The following is a 17532-nucleotide window of genomic DNA, read 5'->3' on the forward strand; positions in this document are numbered from 1 at the left end:
AATCGTTCAACAATCCCACGATCCAACAAAACGAGCGCGCCTGGGAGGACGTCCATGGACCTGAACGCGGATCTCGGCGAGGGCTTCGGCCAGTGGACCCTCGGCGACGACAAGGCACTGCTGAACGTCGTGACCAGCGCGAACATCGCCTGCGGGTACCACGCGGGCGACGCCGACACGATGCGTGAGACCTGCGCGCTGGCCGCTTCCGCGGGCGTCGCGGTCGGTGCCCACGTCGGCTACCGCGACCTGGCGGGCTTCGGCCGCCGGTTCATCGACGTAGCTCCGGACACCCTGACCAACGAGGTCCTGGCCCAACTGGGAGCTCTGGCAACGTTCGCTCGTGCCGCCGGAACCCGCGTCTCGTACGTGAAACCACACGGCGCGCTCTACAACACGCTCGTCCGGCACGAGGCCCAGGCCGACGCGGTGGTCGACGCGGTCCGCCTCTTCGATCCGACGCTCGCCGTGCTCGGCCCGCCGGGCGCGGTGTGGCTGAAGCGGGCCTCGGTGGCCGGATTACGGGTGTGGCACGAGGCGTTCGCCGATCGCGCCTACACGGCGTCCGGAACGTTGGTGCCCCGCGGCGAACCCGGAGCCGTCCTGCGCGATCCGGCCGAGATCGCGGCCCGTTGCGTGCAACTGGCAACGGAGGGGTGGGTCCGCAGCGTCTCCGGCCGTCCGGTCCGGATCCAGGCCGATTCCCTCTGCGTGCACGGGGACACGCCAGGCGCGGTGGAGATCGCTCGCACGGTTCGTGCAGCTCTGGAGGCGGCCGGCGTCGCGGTGGGCCGGGTGGAGTCGCCGCTGCGGCACACCCGTCAGGCGGTCTGACGGACCAGCGCCGCCGCACCCACCAGTCCGGCCTCGCCGCCCAGCTCCGCCTGCCGCACCTCGAGCCCGGCCAGGTACGACAACCCGGCGTGCGTCTTCAACGTCCGCCGCACCGGCTCGAACAGCAGCTCCCCTGCCTGCGCCACCCCGCCCCCGATGACCGCCAGCTCCAGATCGCACACCGCGGCCGCCCCGGCGATGGCCATGCCCACGGCCTGACCGGCGCGTTCGAACGCCTCCAGCGGGATCTCCTCGCCGGACATCGCGGCGGCGGCCAGCAGAGCGGCGTCGGCGTGCTCCGGCGCCTGCCAGCCCTTGCGGCGCGCCCACTCCACCATGCGCGGGCCACCCGCGACGGTCTCCACGCAGCCGCGGCCGCCGCACGTGCAGGGATCGCCGTCGGGCTCCACGACGATGTGGCCGATGTGCCCCGCGTTGCCGGTGCGGCCGCCGAACGGCCGTCCGCCCAGCACCAGCCCGCCGCCGACACCGGTGGACACGACCAGGCCGATCATGAACGTGCTCCCCTGGCCGGCACCCCGCCAGTGCTCGCCCAGCGCCATGCACACGCCGTCGCCCGCGAGTTCCACCGGGACGCCGGGGAACAGCGACGCCACCGACGACCGCAGCGGGAACTCCTGCCACGACGGCACGTTGATCGGCGAGACGGTGCCGGCGACGGCGTCCAACGGGCCCGCCGAGGCGATGCCGACGCCGGCGACAGCCGCGTCCTGAACGACCGACGAGATCACCGAAACGACGGCGTCCCAAGGGTTCTCGGACGGCGTCGGCACGCGCGAGGAGCGCACCACCGAGCCGTGGGGGTCCACCAGGGCGGCGGCGATCTTGGTGCCGCCGAAGTCCAGTGCCAGCACCAGATCAGTCACGGTGACGCAGCTTAACCAGCCACTTCGAGGCGGATGGGCGCAGTGGTCCTGACCAACTCGCCGGCGGTCACGCGGACCACAGCGGACCAGGTGCCCGGAGCGGCCCAGGGCGGCGCCGCGAAGGTGAAGTCGAGCGGCAGACGGCCTTGAGCGGGGAGCAGGCCGCCCACGCAGAACGGGCCGGCGAAGTCCCACGAGTCACGCGGCGACAGCAGGCGGGCCTGCACCGGCAGGTCGCCGTGCGCGCCGGAGGCCACGACCACCTGAAGCAACGACGTTTCCCCTGGTCCGACCGATACAACGGACGGCGACGAGGCCACCCACAGGACCTCGACGGGGTCGTCGTCCCATTCGGGAACCGTCAGCAGAACAACGTCGTAGACCTCGAACGGCAGCCCTTCCAGCGTGGCGCGCACCGGGTGGCAGCCGGGCGTGCGCGGCGGCACCAGGTCCACTTCGGCCGAGACGTGGCCACCCTCCGGAAGAGACACCGGCAGCGAGTCCCACGACGCCGACCAGCCGTCGGGCAGCGTGAGACGGACGAGGCCCGAGAACGCCGGGCCGTCCGACACGGCCACCACCCGCAGCCGCGTCGGGCCGAGCACTTCGAGCTGGACGTTCGCGGGCAGGCCGCCCAACGGCGCGGGCTCGTGCAGCCAGTAGCGCGCGAACACCGGCGTCACGGCAGGTGAGACAGGCCCCAGCGGCCCAACCGACGGCGGCGTCCTGGGCGACCCCAGCACGCCGAACAACGAGGAAGGACCCAGGTGAGCTACGTCGTTCCACAGCGTGAAGGTCGTGGACCCGACCATCTTCTCGCCGACCTCGCTGTGCCAGACGCTGACAGGACCGACCAGACGGGGCGTCTCCTGAGCAGATCCGTCCACGGCGACGAGAGAAGCGATCGGGTCGTACGACAGCACGTAGTGAGTGGAGGCGATCTCGGTGCCGTAGCCACGCTTCCAGCCGTGGTCGACATCGTCCTCGACCAACTCGTACGTGCAACACCCGCGTGCGGGCACATCGCGCGCCAAGAACGTCACGGTCACACCGTCGACCAACGTCGGCAGCACCACACCATCGAGCTCCACGTGCACGTTCAGAGCAGACGGCAGATGCACGGACACGATGTCGGTGCAGGGAGAAGGCAACGGGTTCCAGACGGTCACCGAAGAGTCCACAGTGGACGTCAACGCGGCCAGAGAACGCGACACGACCTCGGACCGCAGGTCGAAGGCCTCGCGAGGGTGTGCGAGGGCGGCACGCTCCAGCGCGGCGTGCGGAAAGGCCAAGCCGGTCAGCCGAGCGAACACGGCAGCAGGAGAGTCGTCCGCCAACGCAGGTGGCACGGGCACAGACCCACGCACGTAGTAGTCACGCGGCAACGAGCAGACGATCCGCGGCCACGTGTAGCGCGCGCTCCAGTCGTGATGAACAGCGGTGACCCACGGATTCGGCGCATCACGAGCGCCACCGACCGGCAGCATCACGTGCGGAGCGGAAACGCCGGACCGCAGTTCCAGGAACGCCGAGTAGACCGACCGCTCGGCCTCACCCAGCGAAGAGGCCGTCAGCGGCAGTCCGGAAGGCAGCGACGAGAGCACCGGCGCCACACCGACCACATTGGACTCGGACCCGACGACCTCGACCCGCCCCTCCGAGATCAGCCTCAGCAGCAACGAACGGTGCTGCGGAAACGTGTCCCAGTACGGCTGCAGCAACTCCACCGACGTCACGGCGAACCGGTAGGCGGGATCGGTCAGCGCCAGGTCCAGATGGGCGCGAAGAGCAGCGAACGGCGCGTCGCCCGCGACGTGCCCGACGAGGTGCACTGTCCACCCCGGCGAGCCCGCGACCAGCGAGAACGCGCATGACTCCTCGCCAGCCGCAGAGCGCATCACGGCCTGAGCGGGCACGACGTCGCCCGGCTGATGAGCCGAGACGTCGACGCCGAGCTCGTAGCCGAACGGCCCCAGCACCAAAGATCCGCCGTGCCGCGGCGAGTGCAGGCCGGGCCCGGACACGTGCGCGTGCACCGGCCCCGTCACCGCGGGCGAGGTCAGCCGCACCACCTGCAGCAGCGCGGTCCGAGGCCCGACGAACAGCTCGGTGGACTCGGCGGTGATCACCACAAGATCGCACCACCGTTCACCACGAGGCGAAATACCCCGATGGTGGCTTAGTGCGGCACTAGCGCTTGAGCATGCGGGTCAGACCGGCCGCCACGGTCGTCGCCAGCACCCAGCCCGTCACGATCAGCCCGGACGCGATCCACTGCGACGCTCCCGGCGTCTGCCAGCGGTTCTTGTTGCCGAAGTCGACGATCGGCACCACCAGGTCGATCGTGTAGAGCCACGCGTTCCACGGCAGGTGGTCGTCGTCGTTGATCTCGATCAGCGGTCCCTTGACGTGGAACCAGATGCTGCCGACGACCCACGCCGCGATCAGCCACCCCAGGGCGCGCGCCGGGCGGTAGCCGTAGCCGACCATCGACCGTTGCAGGAAGCTCCACAACAGCACCAACGGGCCGAAGAACCGCATGCCCTCGGCGACGGCCTTGTACCGCAGGCGTTGCTTCTCGATCAGCACGGTCGAGGCGTGCTCCTCGTTGCCGGCCGCGGTCAGCATCTCGGCGAACTGGTCGTACGGGCGCGGGTGGTAGCTGCGCCGCATCGCCTGCCGCAGCCAGCGCAGCCGTTGCTCGACCTGCTCGTCGTCGCGCAGGTCGATCGGGTACGCGAGAGAGTCGTAGCGGAAGTCGTCGAGGTCGATGAAGCCGGTGGCGTTCCAGAAGTTCTCGTTGTCGTCCAGCGACGTGCAACGCGCCTGCCGCAGCGTCACCAGGCCCTTGGGCGGTGACACGACGTTGAGCATCAGCTCCTGCACCTGCATGCCCATGGCGTTCAGCGCGTGGCTGTCGAGCTTGTAGCCGAGCACCCCACCGTTGAAGTTCGCCATGCGGCCGATCACCGCGCGACGGCAGCGCACGCCGCCATGCGCGACGAACTCCTTGTCGCCGCGCGCGCAGATGAGGTCGCGGCCGATCGTGGCGCCACCGATGTCGAGCGACGGCTTCTCGCGCGGCTGGTGCCGGTACTTGCCCGGCTTGATCAACCGGCTGCCGCGCAGGTCGAGGTTCGCGCCGACGGTGATGCCGCGCAGCTCCAGGCCGCCGGAGACCTCCGACTCGCGCACCACGAAGTTGCTGCCGATCTGGGAACGGTTGGCCAGCACGGCATCCGCGGCCGGATTGTCCACAGTGGCCCGTTCGATCGTGATGCTGCCGCGCACGTGCGTGTCGACCATCCGCAGCTGGCCCTTGATCTTCACGCCACGGCCGACGACGTCGCCGCCGATCTCCGCGCCGTCGACGTGCAGCGCGCGGCCCGAACCGGTCGGGTCGGTGCCGACGGCGGGTGGCGAGACGGCGTCGATGACGGCATCTGCCAGCGACAACGTGCCGCCGATCTTCGCGTTCACCGCGCGGATGGTGCCCTGGCTGGTGAAGCCGCGGTCGAGCTCCAGGTCGCCGGAGACGTCGACGCGGTCGAGGATCAGCGTCGCCGACGGGTCGTCGTGCGGGTCGCTGCTGTCGGCGAAGTCGGAACCGCGCGAGAGCATCGCACCGCTGAACGACATCGTCGAGCTGATCCGGGCGTTGGACAAGAAAACCACGCCGTGCGAGGTGAACGCGCCGAGGAAGTTGCCGCCGACCTGCATGCCGTTGCCGTTCAACGTGAAGCCGTCGGCGTTCTCCAGCACGGAGCTGCCGAGGTTGACGTTGCCGCCGATGCGCGAGCCCGCCAGCCGGATCTCGCCCTCGGTGTGGATGCCGAACCCGAGCAGCGCGCCGGCGATCGTCAGCCGGTCGCCGTGCAGGCACAGCCCGCCGGGAAGGCTGAACCTGGTGTCCCGCAACAGGACCGAGCCCGCGATCTCGGCATCGGTGAGGTCGGTGAGCCCGGTGACGCGGCAGCCGAGCAACGAGACGTCGTTGCCGCTGTGGAGGTTGCGCGCCTCAAGACCGGGCAGGTCGCAGTCGGTGAACGAGATGCCGGCCAGGTTCGCCTGCCGCAGGTCCGGCGCCGCCTCGAACTGGCAGCGCTCGAACTCCAGCACGTAGGGCACCTCGACCGCGCGCAGGTCGAGCACGTCGGTGACCATCCGGTCCACCACGCGGATGACGGGTGGGGTGCTCGGCCTGCGCCGAGGCAACCTCCACCCGCCACCACCGGAATTCTCGTTCTCCCCCAACAGCCCCCGCAGCACGTCCGCCGCGGCGACTTTCCCCCTCGCCACCAGACCAGGCTAGGCCGGGTCGCGCGGGCCGTGGTGCGTCGGGTCGAGCACCCGCGCCAGGAACTCCTGGGTGCGCGCCTCCTGCGGGTTGCCGATCACCTCGGCCGCGGGGCCCTCCTCGACGATGTAGCCGCCGTCCATGAAGATCACCTTGTCTGCGACCTCGCGGGCGAACTGCATCTCGTGCGTCACGACCAGCATCGTCATGCCCTCGTCGGCGAGCTGGCGCATCACGCCCAGCACGTCACCGACGAGCTCGGGGTCGAGCGCCGAGGTCGGCTCGTCGAACAGCATCACCTCGGGGTCCATCGACAACGCGCGGGCGATCGCCACGCGTTGCTGCTGGCCACCGGAGAGCTGCGCGGGCATCGCGTTGGCCTTCTCCGACAGGCCGACCCGCTCCAGGTTGCGCAGGGCGACTTCCTGCGCCTCCTTCTCGCCGCGCTTGAGCACCTTGCGCTGAGCAACGGTGAGGTTGGCCAGAACGTTCAGGTGCGAGAACAGGTTGAACGACTGGAAGACCATGCCGATCTTCGTGCGCGCCAGGTCGATGTCGACGTCCTGGTCGGTCAGCTCGACGCCGTTGACGACGATCTTGCCGTCGTTCGGCTCCTCGAGCAGGTTCACGCAGCGGAGCAACGTCGACTTGCCCGAACCGGACGGGCCGACGATGCAGACCACGTCACCGCGGTTGACCGTGACATCGATGCCCTTGAGCACGTCCAACGAGCCGAACGACTTCTTCAGCCCGGTGATCTCAACGGAAATCTCGCTCACAGGACGGACACCTTCTTTCCGCCGGAGCGGCGCTCCAGGTACCGCGAGAGGTACCCGAGCGGCAACGTGATGATCAGGTAGCAGAGACCGACGACGAGGATCGGGGTGAGCGACGGGCTGCGGCTCAGCGTCTCCCGCCCGAACTTCGTCAGTTCGTACTGGTCGCGGGCCAGTCCGATGATGTAGATCAGCGAGGAGTCCTTGGTCAGCAGGATCAGCTCGTTGGTCAGCGGCGGCAGGATGATCCGGAAGGCCTGCGGGATCACGATGGTGATCATCGCGCGGCCCTGCGACATGCCCAGCGAACGCGCCGCCTCGACCTGACCCTTCGGCACGGCCTGGATGCCGGCGCGGATCGTCTCGGCCATGTAGGCGGCACCGACGATGCCGAGCGCCAGCATGGTCGTGGAGTAGATGTCGAACTGGATCTGGAACGCGAGCGGCACGCCGAACGCCAGACCGATGAACACCAGCAGCGCGGGAATGCCGCGGAAGAACTCGATGTAGATGGTCGCGATCCAGCGGTACGGCGCGATCGACGAGAGCTTCATCAGCGCGAGGACCAGGCCCAGCGCGAGGCCGAACGCGAATCCGAGCACCGTGTAGATGATGGTGTTCTTCAACGCGATGACGATGACGTTCGGGAACATCTCCCGCATCGTCTTGAAGTTGAAGAACGCCGTGCGGATCTGTTCCCAGTCGGCGAGGAACGCGATCACCAGGGCGATGACTACGAGCAGCGTGTATTGCGAGTACCGGAAGTATTCGGCCCGCTTGCGCTTGGACAGCGCCATGGTCTGACTCCTAGCGGATGTGGTTCGGACGCGAACGGGGCGGCATCAGCTGCCGCCCCGTTCGTTCGAGAGCTACTTCTTCTCCGGCTTCTTGCCGAACCACTTCTCGTAGATCTTGTCGTACTCGCCGCTGTCCTTGGCCTTCTTCAGGACCTCGTTGACCTTGGTGAGCAACGCGGTGTTGCCCTTCTTCAGGCCGATGCCGTACTGCTCGTTCGTGTTGAACTCCGCGGAGACCGAGGTGTCCGGGAACTCCTTGGCGTAGTCGAAGAGCACGCCGTTGTCGTTGATCGCGGCGTCGACGGCGCCGGTGCGCACGGCCGTCTCCATCAGCGGGAGGTCCTCGAACTGGATGACCTCGTAGCCGTTGGCGGCCTTGTTGTCGTTCGCGTAGATCTCACCGGTGGTGTCCAGCTGGACGCCGATCTTCTTGCCCTTGAGGTCCGCCAGGGTCTTGATCGGCGAGTCCTTCTTGACCAGCAGCGCCTGCGTGGCGTCGAAGTACGGGTCGGAGAAGTCGATCGACTGCTTCCGCTCTTCCTTGATGGTCATACCCGCGGCGGCGACGTCGCACTGGTTCGCGTTGAAGCTCGCGCCAGAGGTGATCGTCTCGAACTGCGTGTCGAAGATCTCCTGCGTGACACCCAGTTCCTTGGCGACCAGGTCGACGAGGTCGACGTCGAAGCCGACCGTCTTGTCGCCGTCGGTGTACTGGAACGGCTTGTAGGACAGATGGGTGCAGGTGACGAGCTTGCCTTCCTTGACAAGCTTGATGCCACCGTCGGTGGTGCCGCCACCGCTGTTGGTGCTCGTCGCGCAACCGGCGAGCGCGGTCAGCGCTAGGGCCGCTGCGGGCAGCAGGGCGAGCACGTGCCTGGATCGACGAGCCACTGCGTCACTCCTCGTAACTGTCGCGGACGAGTGAACGGGATCCTGCCACTCGGGTGACGCGGTGGACAGCACGTGGGTGTTACAGGCCACTGCCTTGCAATGTTTTTGCGTCAAATCGGTCTTCTGGGCACAGAATCTTGCGCGATTTGGCCCAGATCACACAACGTCTTCACGTATTGCGCACGAATGATAACCATCCGCGAGCGTGTCCTTGATCAGGATTTGATCACGACGGTGCTGGTCAGCGTGTTCTTTCGGTCAGCAGACCCGCCACCAGCGCGGTCCAGCCGGTCTGGTGCGTGGCCCCGAGACCCTCACCCGTGTCCCCGTCGAAGTACTCGCTGAAGGTGACGTGCCTGCGCCACAGGGGTGACTCGGACGCCTCGATCCGCTTGCCGTCCGACGGTCTGCGCCCGTCGTGGTCGGGCAGGAACAGCCCGACGAGCCGGTCGGAGAGCTCGTCCGCGGCCTGGCCCGCGGTCACCCAGCGGCCGGAGTGCGTCGGCATCTCGACCTGGAACATGCCGTCGTGGAACGCGCAGACGGTCCGGAGCGCCTCCACCAGCAGCGCGTTGGTCGGCAGCCAGACCGGGCCGCGCCAGTTCGAGTTGCCGCCGAACATCGGCGTGTGCGACTCGCCGGGCTCGTAGCCCATGCGGTGGTCCTGGCCCGCGACGTTGACCTCGAGGCCCTCGCGGTGGGCGGCGCTCAGGCTTCGGATGCCGTGCGGCGACAGGAACTCCTGCTCGTCGAGCATCCGGTGCAGCACGCGCTTGAGCTTGCTCTCGTCCAGCAACGACACGAACGCGCCGCGCTCGTAGTGGAACGTGATGAACTGCCGCAGCTCCGGCCGGCGCTTGAGCAGGTGCTCCAGCCGCCTGGTGAACCCGTGCAGGTCACTGAGCACCCACGGTTCGAGAACGGCTGACGCGAGCAACGGGATCAGGCCGACCATCGACCGCACGCGCACCGGCTCGGACTCGACGTGACCGTCCGGGTGGCGCCGCGAGACGCGGTCGTAGCAGAAGCCGTCCTCGTCGTGCCAGATTCCGCCGCCGTGCGACCCGAAGTGCGTGAACGCCTCCGCGATCGACAGGAAGTGCTCGACGAACTTCGTCGCGACGTCCTCATAGGACTCGTCGTCGCGCGCCAGCTCCAGCGCGATCTGCATGAGGTGCAGGCTGTACGCGGCCATCCACGACGTGGCGTCGGACTGCTCCAGCCGCCACTCGCCCAGCATCGGCGCCGACCGGTTGACCGGCCCGATGTTGTCCATGCCGAGGAACCCGCCCTCGAACAGGTAGCTGCCGTCGGCGTCCTTGCGGTTGACCCACCAGGAGAAGTTGAGCAGCAGCTTGTGGAAGATCTTGGCGAGGAAGCCGCGGTCCCTGCTGCCGTCCGCGCGGTAGACCTGCAACGCGGCCCACGCGTGCACCGGTGGGTTGACGTCGCCGAACTCCCACTCGTAGGCGGGAATCTGGCCGTTCGGGTGCATCATCCACTCACGGCAGAACAGCAGCAGCTGCTCCTTCGCGAACGCGGGGTCGACCAGCGTGAACGGGATCGTGTGGAACGCGAGGTCCCACGCCGCGAACCACGGGTACTCCCACTCGTCCGGCATCGAGATCACGTCGGCGACGTCGAGATGCCGCCAGTGCACGTTGCGCGCCTCGGGCGTTCTTCGGCTCGACGGCGCCTCGGGCTTGGTCGGGTCGCCGTCCAGCCAGTCGCGCGTGCGGAACCGGTAGTGCTGCTTCGTCCACATGAGACCCGCGAGCGCGCGCCGCAGCACGTGCTTCTCCTCGAGGCTCGTGTCCGGCGCGATGGCGTCGTGGAACTCGTCGGCCTCGAGCTTGCGGGCGCTCATGGTCTCTTCGAAGCTCGGCCCGAACGGGTCCACATGCCCGTCGCCGCCGACGAGCCGGACGCGGATCGTCACCGTCTCGCCCGGCTCCACCGGGTCGAACGAGTACCAGGCCGCGAACTTCGTGCCCGCCGCACCGGCGTCGTCCGGCCCCACGACCTGACACGTGGACGTGCTCCCGTGCACCACGTAGTTGCAGATGCCGTCCTTGGCCCACGGCGACGGGTTGCGCTCGGCCCCGAAGAGCGACATCTCGTTGCTCTCGTTGTCCGTCATGAGCATCGACGGCGAGTCGTCCAGGTGCAGCGTGTACCGGCCGAGGTTGCCGTGGTCAGCCGTGACCTTGCGTCCGGTCGTGGTGCTCGCAACGAGCTGACACGGCCGTTGGTCCCGCCCCCACGCCCACGTGTTGCGGAACCACAGCTGCGGCAACAGGTGCAGCGGCGCGTCCTCAGGCCCGTGGTTCGTCGCGCTGATCTCGACGCAGATGTCGTCCGTGTCGGCCTTCGCGTAGGTGACCTGGACGTCGAAGAACCGGTTCTCGTCGAGCACCCCGGTGTCGCTCAGTTCAGGCTCGCGGTTCTCCCGGCCTGCGTTGCGCGCCATCTCCCGCAACTGGCCGTAGGGGAACTCCCGCTGCGGATACCGGTAGACCACCTGCATCCAGGAGTGGGTGGGCGTCCCGTCGGTCACCCACCAGTGCTCCTTGACGTCCTCACCGTGGTTGCCCTCGTCGTTGGTGAGGCCGAAGTACCGCTCCTTGAGGATCGGGTCCTTGCCGTTCCACAGGGCGATCGCGAAGTTCATGAACCCGTGCACGTCGCAAATGCCGGCGATGCCGTCCTCGCCCCACCGGTAGGCGCGCGCACGGGCGTGGTCGAACGGGAACGACGCCCACGCGTCACCCGCGGGCGAGTAGTCCTCGCGGACCGTGCCCCACTGGCGACCCGAGAGGTACGGCCCCCACAGCCGCCACGGCGAAGTCGGTGTGTCCGACTCCGCGAGACGCGCCCGTTCCGCCTGTTCGCCCATCGCCCCAGTGTGGGACACCAGGTAGGACGGCCGGTCGGGCCCACGTGTTGTCTGAGTCTTTCCTCACTAAAAGCCGGGTGGAGCGGGCACCGGATGTGACCTGTTCGGTCCATTTCGATCGTGTCCGAACGAGCGCACGATGCGGGGGTGACCGAGGACGAGGTCTTCGAGCAGGCCGTTGAGGCGGCGCTGCGGCCGGGCGAGCACGGGGAACCGCCTGGTGATCCCGAGGCGCTGCGGGCCGTGCTGCGGGAGGCCAAGCCGTGGATCGTCGCTTCGGCGCGTGCTCACCACGACCGCTACGTCGAGCTCAGGGTCGGATCCACGCGCGCTCTGGCTCGTGCCACGGTGAAGCACCCGTTCCTGTGGCGGTGTCTGCTGCTCATCGTGATTCCGGTGACCGAGTGCCTGCTCGCGGCGCTGTTGTTCAAGCACGGGGTCAACGGCAACCCCGCGCTGCCCGTTGTCCGCAACACGGCGATCGCCGCCGGAATCGCCGTGGTGGTGCTCGGGGTGTCGTACCTGACCGTGATCGGGAGGACGGTCGCGTGGTTCTGGGGATTCCTGGGGCTGGGCTGCATCACCCTCGCCGTGGTCGGCGCTAACCTCGTCGCGCTGACCGTGGGCCCCTGGTTCGCGTTGTTCGCCACCGTGCCGCTCGGGGTCTTGGCCTTCTTGGGCGTGGACCACCTGACCGATGCCCTCAACGCACTGTTGCCACCGGCGATGCTCGCCGCCAGGACCGCCGCGGCGGAGCAGGCGCTCGGAGAATGGCGGTCGGCGATGCTGAACGACGGCGTGCTGCCCGCACTGCGCGCCGAGCTGGGCGGCACTCGGATCGTGCCCGGCACCGAGCTCGCGTTCGGCGACGCGCGGAACCTGCACCGAGGCGGGTCGCTGATCAGTCACCAGCCGGTGCCGGCGGGCAGGGAGTTGGCCGAACTGGTCGACACCCTCGACGGCGGCAGCTTCGCGCTCGCCGGCCCGCGCGGTTCCGGCAAGACCAACCTGCTGAGGGCCTTCTGCCGAGGTGCCTACCGCAGGCAGGGCCAGACCGCTGACCTGACCGTGCTGGTCGCGGCACCAGTCGACTACGTCCCGCGCGAGTTCGTGCTGCACCTCTACGCGCAGGCCTGCCACGCGGTGCTCGCCCACCTCCGCGAGACCGCTCCTCAGGTCCTCCGGCGCCGCTGGTGGGTCCGGCCCGACGAACGGCGCCTGCTGGCGAGATCGGCGCAGCGCGGTCTCCGCGACATCGCGTACGTCCAGACCCTCACCGGTGAGACCAGCGGGAAGTTCGGCTTCCGCGGTGCGGAGCTCGCCTACAAGCGCGCGACCAGCCTGACCGGCCGTCCGCCGACGTATCCCGAGGTGGTGGACGACTTCCGCGGGTTCGTCGGCGCCGTGGCCCGCACGCTGGACCCGGTGCGCGTGGTGATCGCCATCGACGAGATCGACCGCATCGGTGCGGGCGAGCCCGCCCGCAGGTTCCTCAACGAGATCAAGGCCGTGTTCGACGTGCCCGGCTGCTACTACCTGATGTCGGTGTCCACCGAGGCCCAGCATGACTTCGAGCTCGCGGGCATGGGGCTGCGCAGCGTCTTCGACAGCTCGTTCGACGAGGTCGTCAGGGTCGACTACCTGGACTTCCAGCTCGCCCGCGGCCTGATCAGCAGGTCGGTCGACGGGCTGCCCGAGGTGTTCGTGGCGCTCGCCTTCGCGTTCTCCGGGGGACTCGCCCGCCAGCTCACCCGCTCGGCCCGCGCGATCGTCCGGCAGGTGCGGGGCACGTCGCTGGCGGCCGTGGCCGAGAAGCTGGTCGCCGACGAACTGGACCGGGTGTGCAAGACGACGAGCGACGCGCTGACGGCGCTGGACGACCGCGACGGCGTGACGAAACTGCTGCGAGTGCTCGCCGATCCGGACCCGGACCTGCACGTCCTGCACGAACGGGTACAGGCCTCCTACACCTTGGAGCACACCGCGATCGGAGATCTCGCGGACAGGGCGGCGGCACGGATCGCGTTCCTCGCCGTCGTCCGCGACTACTTCGCCGACGACCTGACCGAGGTCGTCCCCGCGCAGGTCGACGCACTCGCGAGAGCGCGCCGCTACGCGGGGAGCAACCCGGCCACAGGCCTGGCCCTGCTCGAGGAGTTCAGCTCTGCTTCGACTGCGCGTCGAGCACCAGGGCCACGGCCTCGGTGACCCGAGCCGCGTGCGCCAGGTGCAGCCACTCGTCCGGCACGTGGCAGTTCGAGTCCGGTCCGATTACCCCGGTCACCACGAACTGCGCGTCCGGGTAGGCCTCGTGCAGCAGCCCCATGAACGGGATCGACCCACCGAGCGACACCGTCCGCCAAGGCGCGCCGAACACGTCCTTGCCGGCGTCGTCCAGCACCGCGGACAGCCACGGCGCGAGCTCCGGAGCGTTCCAGCCGTCGGCGTACTCGACGCGCGAGAGCTCCACGGTCGCGCCGTAGGGCACATCGGTGGTCAACCGCTGCTTGACCGCCTCCAGCGCGACGGCGGCGTCGGCCGTGGGCGGCAGGCGGAACGACAGCACCAGGGAGGTGAAGGGGCGCAGCACGTTGCCGGCGTCATCAGGCAACGGCAGACCCTCGGCGCCGGTCACGGACAGGGTCGGCCGCCAGCCGGAGTTCAGCGCCAGCTCGACCTCGTCGTCGGACATCGGCCGCAGGTCACCGACGCGCGGCACCGCACCCCACAGCGCACCCGGCGCGGCCTCGACGGCCTCGCGGACCTCGGCCAGTCGCCCGGCCGGGATCTCGACGTGCATCTCCGGCACGAGGACCTCGCCGGTCTCGGCGTTCTCCAGCCGGTCGAGCAACACACGGGCGATGCGGAACGACGACGGCACGATGCCCGACGCCATGCCGGAGTGCAGTCCGCCGTCCAGCACCCGGACGGTGGCCGTGACCTGCACCAATCCGCGCAACGACGTGGTCAGCCACATGCGGTCGTAGTCGGAGCCGCCGGAGTCCAGGCACACGACCAGTGAAACTCGGCCCAGCTGCGAGGTGAGGTGCTCCAGGTAAGCGGGCAGATCGGGCGAACCCGACTCCTCGCCGGTCTCCAGCAGCACGACGCAACGGGCGTGTGAGCCACCTGCCGCGCGCACGGCCTCGATCGCGGCAATCGCGGCATATCCGGAATAGCCGTCATCGGCCGCGCCACGGCCGTAGAGACGTCCGTCACGCAGAACCGGGGTCCACGGGCCGAGCCCTTCACCCCAGCCGCCCACCGGCGGCTGCTTGTCGAGGTGGCCGTAGAGCAACACCGTGTCGTCGCCAGAGTTACCGGACGCGGGCACGTCGACCACGAGAAGTGGCGTGCGTCCCGCCAGTTGGACGACTTCGAGGGTCGCTCCAGGTAGGTTCCGGGAGGCGATCCAGAGGCGCACGTGCTCGATCGCGGCGGCCAGTTCGCCGTGCTCTTCCCAGGCGGGATCGAACGCGGGCGAGATCGCCGGCACGGCGACGAGCCGAGACAGGCTCGGGACGATGTCGTCGTCCCAGAGCGTCCTGACGGTGCTGGTCACAACTGAGCGGTCCACCTCTCGATCCTGTCACGACTCCGCCTCTGCTCGCGTGCTTAGGCTCTTCCCTGGAGGCCCGCAGCTAAGTTAACGATCGGTAACCGGGACAGCAGTGTCCGTTAATCGGACGGCCTAGTCGGAGGACAAAAGGTCGAACCTCCGACTGTTGTCGCTGATCAGAACGTTGACTCGTGTGTTACGAAGTGGGACGGGTCTCACCAACTCGGGTGAGGCCGTGTCAGGATGTGGTCGTAAGCCACCGTCACCGTCGACGGCTGCCTCCGGCCCCACAGGGTTGGCGGCGACCGCCGACGTCGCCGCACGAGGTCGTCACGAGCGATCAGGCGGTCGGAGTAGACAGAGGAGAAGGCGCATGTCGTCCCCTGAGCAATGGACGCACCCTGAGCCGGATGCAGCGCCGGCCGCCACTGCCGCAAAACCGACAGCGGAGCAGGTGATCGCAGGCTTGCGAGCGACCGACGAGGGCGGCGCCGACCTGGTGCAGCTCCTCACCCCGGAGGGTGAGCGGGTCCAGCACCCCGACTTCGACATCGACATCTCGGCGGAGGAACTGCGCGGTCTGTACCGCGACATGGTCCTGATCCGCCGGGTCGACCGCGAGGCGAACGCGTTGCAGCGCAAGGGCCAGCTCGGCATCTGGGTGCCGCTGCTCGGCCAGGAGGCGGCCCAGATCGGCGCCGGCCGCGCGATGCGTCAGACGGACATGGCGTTCCCGAGCTACCGCGAGCACGGCATCGCGTGGACGCGCGGGATCAACCCGACCGAGCTGCTCGGCATCTTCCGCGGCACGGACCAGGGCACCTGGGACCCCGTCGAGAAGCGCTTCCACCCGTACACGATCGTCATCGGCAACCAGGTCCTCAACGCGGCCGGGTACGCGATGGGCCAGAAGTTCGACGGCAAGGTCGGCGACGACGAAGGCGAAGCCACCATGTGCTTCTTCGGCGACGGCGCGACCAGCCAGGGTGACGTGCACGAGGGCTTCGTGTGGGCCGCGGTCTACGACGCGCCGCTCGTCTTCTTCTGCCAGAACAACCAGTGGGCCATCTCCGAGCCCACCGAGCGCCAGTCGCGCCTGCCGCTGTACCAGCGCGCCCGCGGCTACGGCTTCCCCGGCATCCGCGTCGACGGCAACGACGTCCTCGCGACGCTCGCCGTGACGAAGTGGGCGTTGGACGAGTGCCGCCACGGCAACGGCCCGATCCTGATCGAGGCGTTCACCTACCGGATGGACGCGCACACCACCTCCGACGACCCGACGCGCTACCGCCTGTCGGACGAGCTGGAGATGTGGAAGCTCAAGGACCCGATCGAGCGCGTGAAGGTCTACCTGGTCCGCCAGCAGTGGGCCGACCACGACTTCTTCGACAGCGTCGAGGCCGACGCCGACAAGCTGGGCGAGGAACTGCGGGAGTTCTGCACGAACATGCCCGATCCGCCCGCTGAACGGATCTTCAGCAACGTGTACGCGGAGGGCAGCCCCGTCCTCGACGCGCAGCGCGACGAATTCCTCGACTACGTCTCGGGTTTTGCTGGAGGTGAGCACTGATGGCTGCTCCGACCATGGACCGTTCCACAGCCGCAGCGCCGGCCGGCCCGCAGACGCTCACGATCTCCAAAGCCCTGAACATGGGCCTGCGGGCGGCCATGGAGGCCAACCCCAAGGTCATCATGATGGGCGAGGACATCGGCAAGCTCGGCGGCGTCTTCCGAATCACCGACGGCCTGCAGAAGGACTTCGGTGAGCAGCGCGTTCTCGACACGCCGCTCGCGGAGTCCGGCATCATCGGCACCGCCGTCGGCCTCGCGATCCGCGGCTACCGCCCGGTGTGCGAGATCCAGTTCGACGGCTTCATCTTCCCGGGCTTCGACCAGATCGTGTCGCAGGTCGCGAAGCTGCACTACCGCACCCAGGGCAAGATCAAGCTGCCCATCGTGATCCGCGTGCCGTTCGGCGGCGGCATCGGTGCGGTCGAGCACCACTCGGAGTCGCCCGAGTCGTACTTCGCGCACACCGCCGGCCTCAAGGTCGTCTCGTGCTCGAACCCGGCCGACGCGTACTGGATGATCCAGCAGGCGATCGACAGCGACGACCCGGTGCTGTTCTTCGAGCCCAAGCGTCGTTACTACGAGAAGGGCGAGGTCGACACCACGGCCCAGCCCGGCAAGCTGTTCGAGTCGCGCGTCCTGCGTCAGGGCACCGACGCGACGCTGGTCGCGTACGGCCCGATGGTCCGCACCTCGCTCGACGCCGCCAACGCGGCCGCCGAGGACGGCACGTCGCTGGAGGTCATCGACCTGCGCACGCTGTCGCCGCTGGACCTCGCGCCGGTCTACGACTCGGTGCGCCGCACCGGCCGTCTGATCGTCGTGTCCGAGGCGCCGTCCGAGTCCTCGATCAGCAGCGAGATTGCAGCCAAGGTCCAGCAGGAGTGCTTCTACTCCTTGCAGGCACCGGTGCTGCGGGTGACCGGTTTCGACACCCCGTACCCGCCCTCGAAGCTCGAGGAGGAGTTCCTCCCCGACCTCGACCGGGTGCTGCACGCCGTCGACCGCTCTCTCGCCTGGTAAGGG

12 protein-coding genes are annotated in these 17532 nt (G+C 68.7%); 4 read left to right on the forward strand and 8 right to left on the reverse strand.

Annotated features, from left to right (window positions below; genetic code table 11):
- Positions 1-54 precede the first annotated feature (54 nt).
- The gene (locus OG205_RS33255) at positions 55-834 is read left to right on the forward strand and encodes a LamB/YcsF family protein (protein ID WP_330271880.1); all 780 of its coding nucleotides are present in this window, start codon (positions 55-57) and stop codon (positions 832-834) included.
- Here OG205_RS33255 and OG205_RS33260 read toward each other — a convergent pair.
- The 7 genes from OG205_RS33260 to OG205_RS33290 form a co-directional block, all read right to left on the reverse strand.
- The gene (locus OG205_RS33260; RefSeq protein ID WP_330271881.1) at positions 822-1721 is read right to left on the reverse strand and encodes an ROK family protein; all 900 of its coding nucleotides are present in this window, start codon (positions 1719-1721) and stop codon (positions 822-824) included. The two genes, OG205_RS33255 and OG205_RS33260, sit on opposite strands and share 13 nt — an antisense overlap.
- A gap of 11 nt (positions 1722-1732) precedes the next feature.
- Entirely contained in the window at positions 1733-3850 is a 2118-nt protein-coding gene (locus OG205_RS33265; RefSeq protein WP_330271882.1) for an NEW3 domain-containing protein, read from the reverse strand.
- A 61-nt stretch (positions 3851-3911) separates the two neighbouring features.
- Positions 3912-6020, reverse strand: a complete 2109-nt coding sequence (locus OG205_RS33270) for a hypothetical protein (RefSeq protein ID WP_330271883.1) — start codon at positions 6018-6020, stop codon at positions 3912-3914.
- A 9-nt stretch (positions 6021-6029) separates the two neighbouring features.
- Positions 6030-6797, reverse strand: a complete 768-nt coding sequence (locus OG205_RS33275; RefSeq protein ID WP_330271884.1) for an amino acid ABC transporter ATP-binding protein — start codon at positions 6795-6797, stop codon at positions 6030-6032.
- Positions 6794-7591, reverse strand: coding sequence for an amino acid ABC transporter permease (locus OG205_RS33280; protein ID WP_330271885.1), 798 nt, complete (start codon positions 7589-7591; stop codon positions 6794-6796). The genes OG205_RS33275 and OG205_RS33280 overlap by 4 nt, the downstream gene beginning before the upstream one ends.
- A gap of 72 nt (positions 7592-7663) precedes the next feature.
- On the reverse strand, positions 7664-8482 hold the full coding sequence (locus OG205_RS33285) for a basic amino acid ABC transporter substrate-binding protein (protein WP_330271886.1): 819 nt from the start codon (positions 8480-8482) through the stop codon (positions 7664-7666).
- A gap of 241 nt (positions 8483-8723) precedes the next feature.
- Complete coding sequence (locus OG205_RS33290) at positions 8724-11378, reverse strand: MGH1-like glycoside hydrolase domain-containing protein (protein ID WP_330271887.1); 2655 nt, start codon at positions 11376-11378, stop codon at positions 8724-8726.
- Positions 11379-11525: 147 nt separating this feature from the next.
- Between OG205_RS33290 and OG205_RS33295 the strand changes: the two genes are divergently transcribed.
- Complete coding sequence (locus OG205_RS33295; protein ID WP_330271888.1) at positions 11526-13586, forward strand: hypothetical protein; 2061 nt, start codon at positions 11526-11528, stop codon at positions 13584-13586.
- On the opposite strand, the gene OG205_RS33300 is transcribed toward OG205_RS33295, so the two are convergent.
- Positions 13537-14955: a M20/M25/M40 family metallo-hydrolase gene (locus OG205_RS33300; RefSeq protein WP_330271889.1), complete on the reverse strand. Its 1419-nt coding sequence runs from the start codon at positions 14953-14955 to the stop codon at positions 13537-13539. The two genes, OG205_RS33295 and OG205_RS33300, sit on opposite strands and share 50 nt — an antisense overlap.
- A gap of 355 nt (positions 14956-15310) precedes the next feature.
- Here OG205_RS33300 and pdhA point away from each other — a divergent pair, with 355 nt between their 5' ends.
- Positions 15311-16507 carry a pyruvate dehydrogenase (acetyl-transferring) E1 component subunit alpha gene (gene pdhA / locus OG205_RS33305; protein ID WP_319976474.1) on the forward strand — a complete coding sequence of 399 codons (1197 nt, stop codon included), beginning with the start codon at positions 15311-15313 and terminating at the stop codon, positions 16505-16507.
- Complete coding sequence (locus OG205_RS33310; protein WP_330271890.1) at positions 16507-17529, forward strand: alpha-ketoacid dehydrogenase subunit beta; 1023 nt, start codon at positions 16507-16509, stop codon at positions 17527-17529. The genes pdhA and OG205_RS33310 overlap by 1 nt, the downstream gene beginning before the upstream one ends.
- The last annotated feature ends 3 nt before the right edge of the window (positions 17530-17532 follow it).

Source organism: Lentzea sp. NBC_00516, from assembly GCF_036346835.1.
Classification (GTDB): domain Bacteria; phylum Actinomycetota; class Actinomycetes; order Mycobacteriales; family Pseudonocardiaceae; genus Lentzea; species Lentzea sokolovensis.

Excerpts from the sequence above, each read along its gene's own strand:
- OG205_RS33255 (WP_330271880.1), top strand. The coding sequence starts at position 55 with ATGGACCTGAACGCGGATCTCGGCGAGGGCTTCGGCCAGTGGACCCTC.
- OG205_RS33280 (WP_330271885.1), bottom strand. The coding sequence starts at position 7,591 with ATGGCGCTGTCCAAGCGCAAGCGGGCCGAATACTTCCGGTACTCGCAA.
- OG205_RS33290 (WP_330271887.1), bottom strand. The coding sequence starts at position 11,378 with ATGGGCGAACAGGCGGAACGGGCGCGTCTCGCGGAGTCGGACACACCG.
- pdhA (WP_319976474.1), top strand. The coding sequence starts at position 15,311 with ATGTCGTCCCCTGAGCAATGGACGCACCCTGAGCCGGATGCAGCGCCG.
- OG205_RS33310 (WP_330271890.1), top strand. The coding sequence starts at position 16,507 with ATGGCTGCTCCGACCATGGACCGTTCCACAGCCGCAGCGCCGGCCGGC.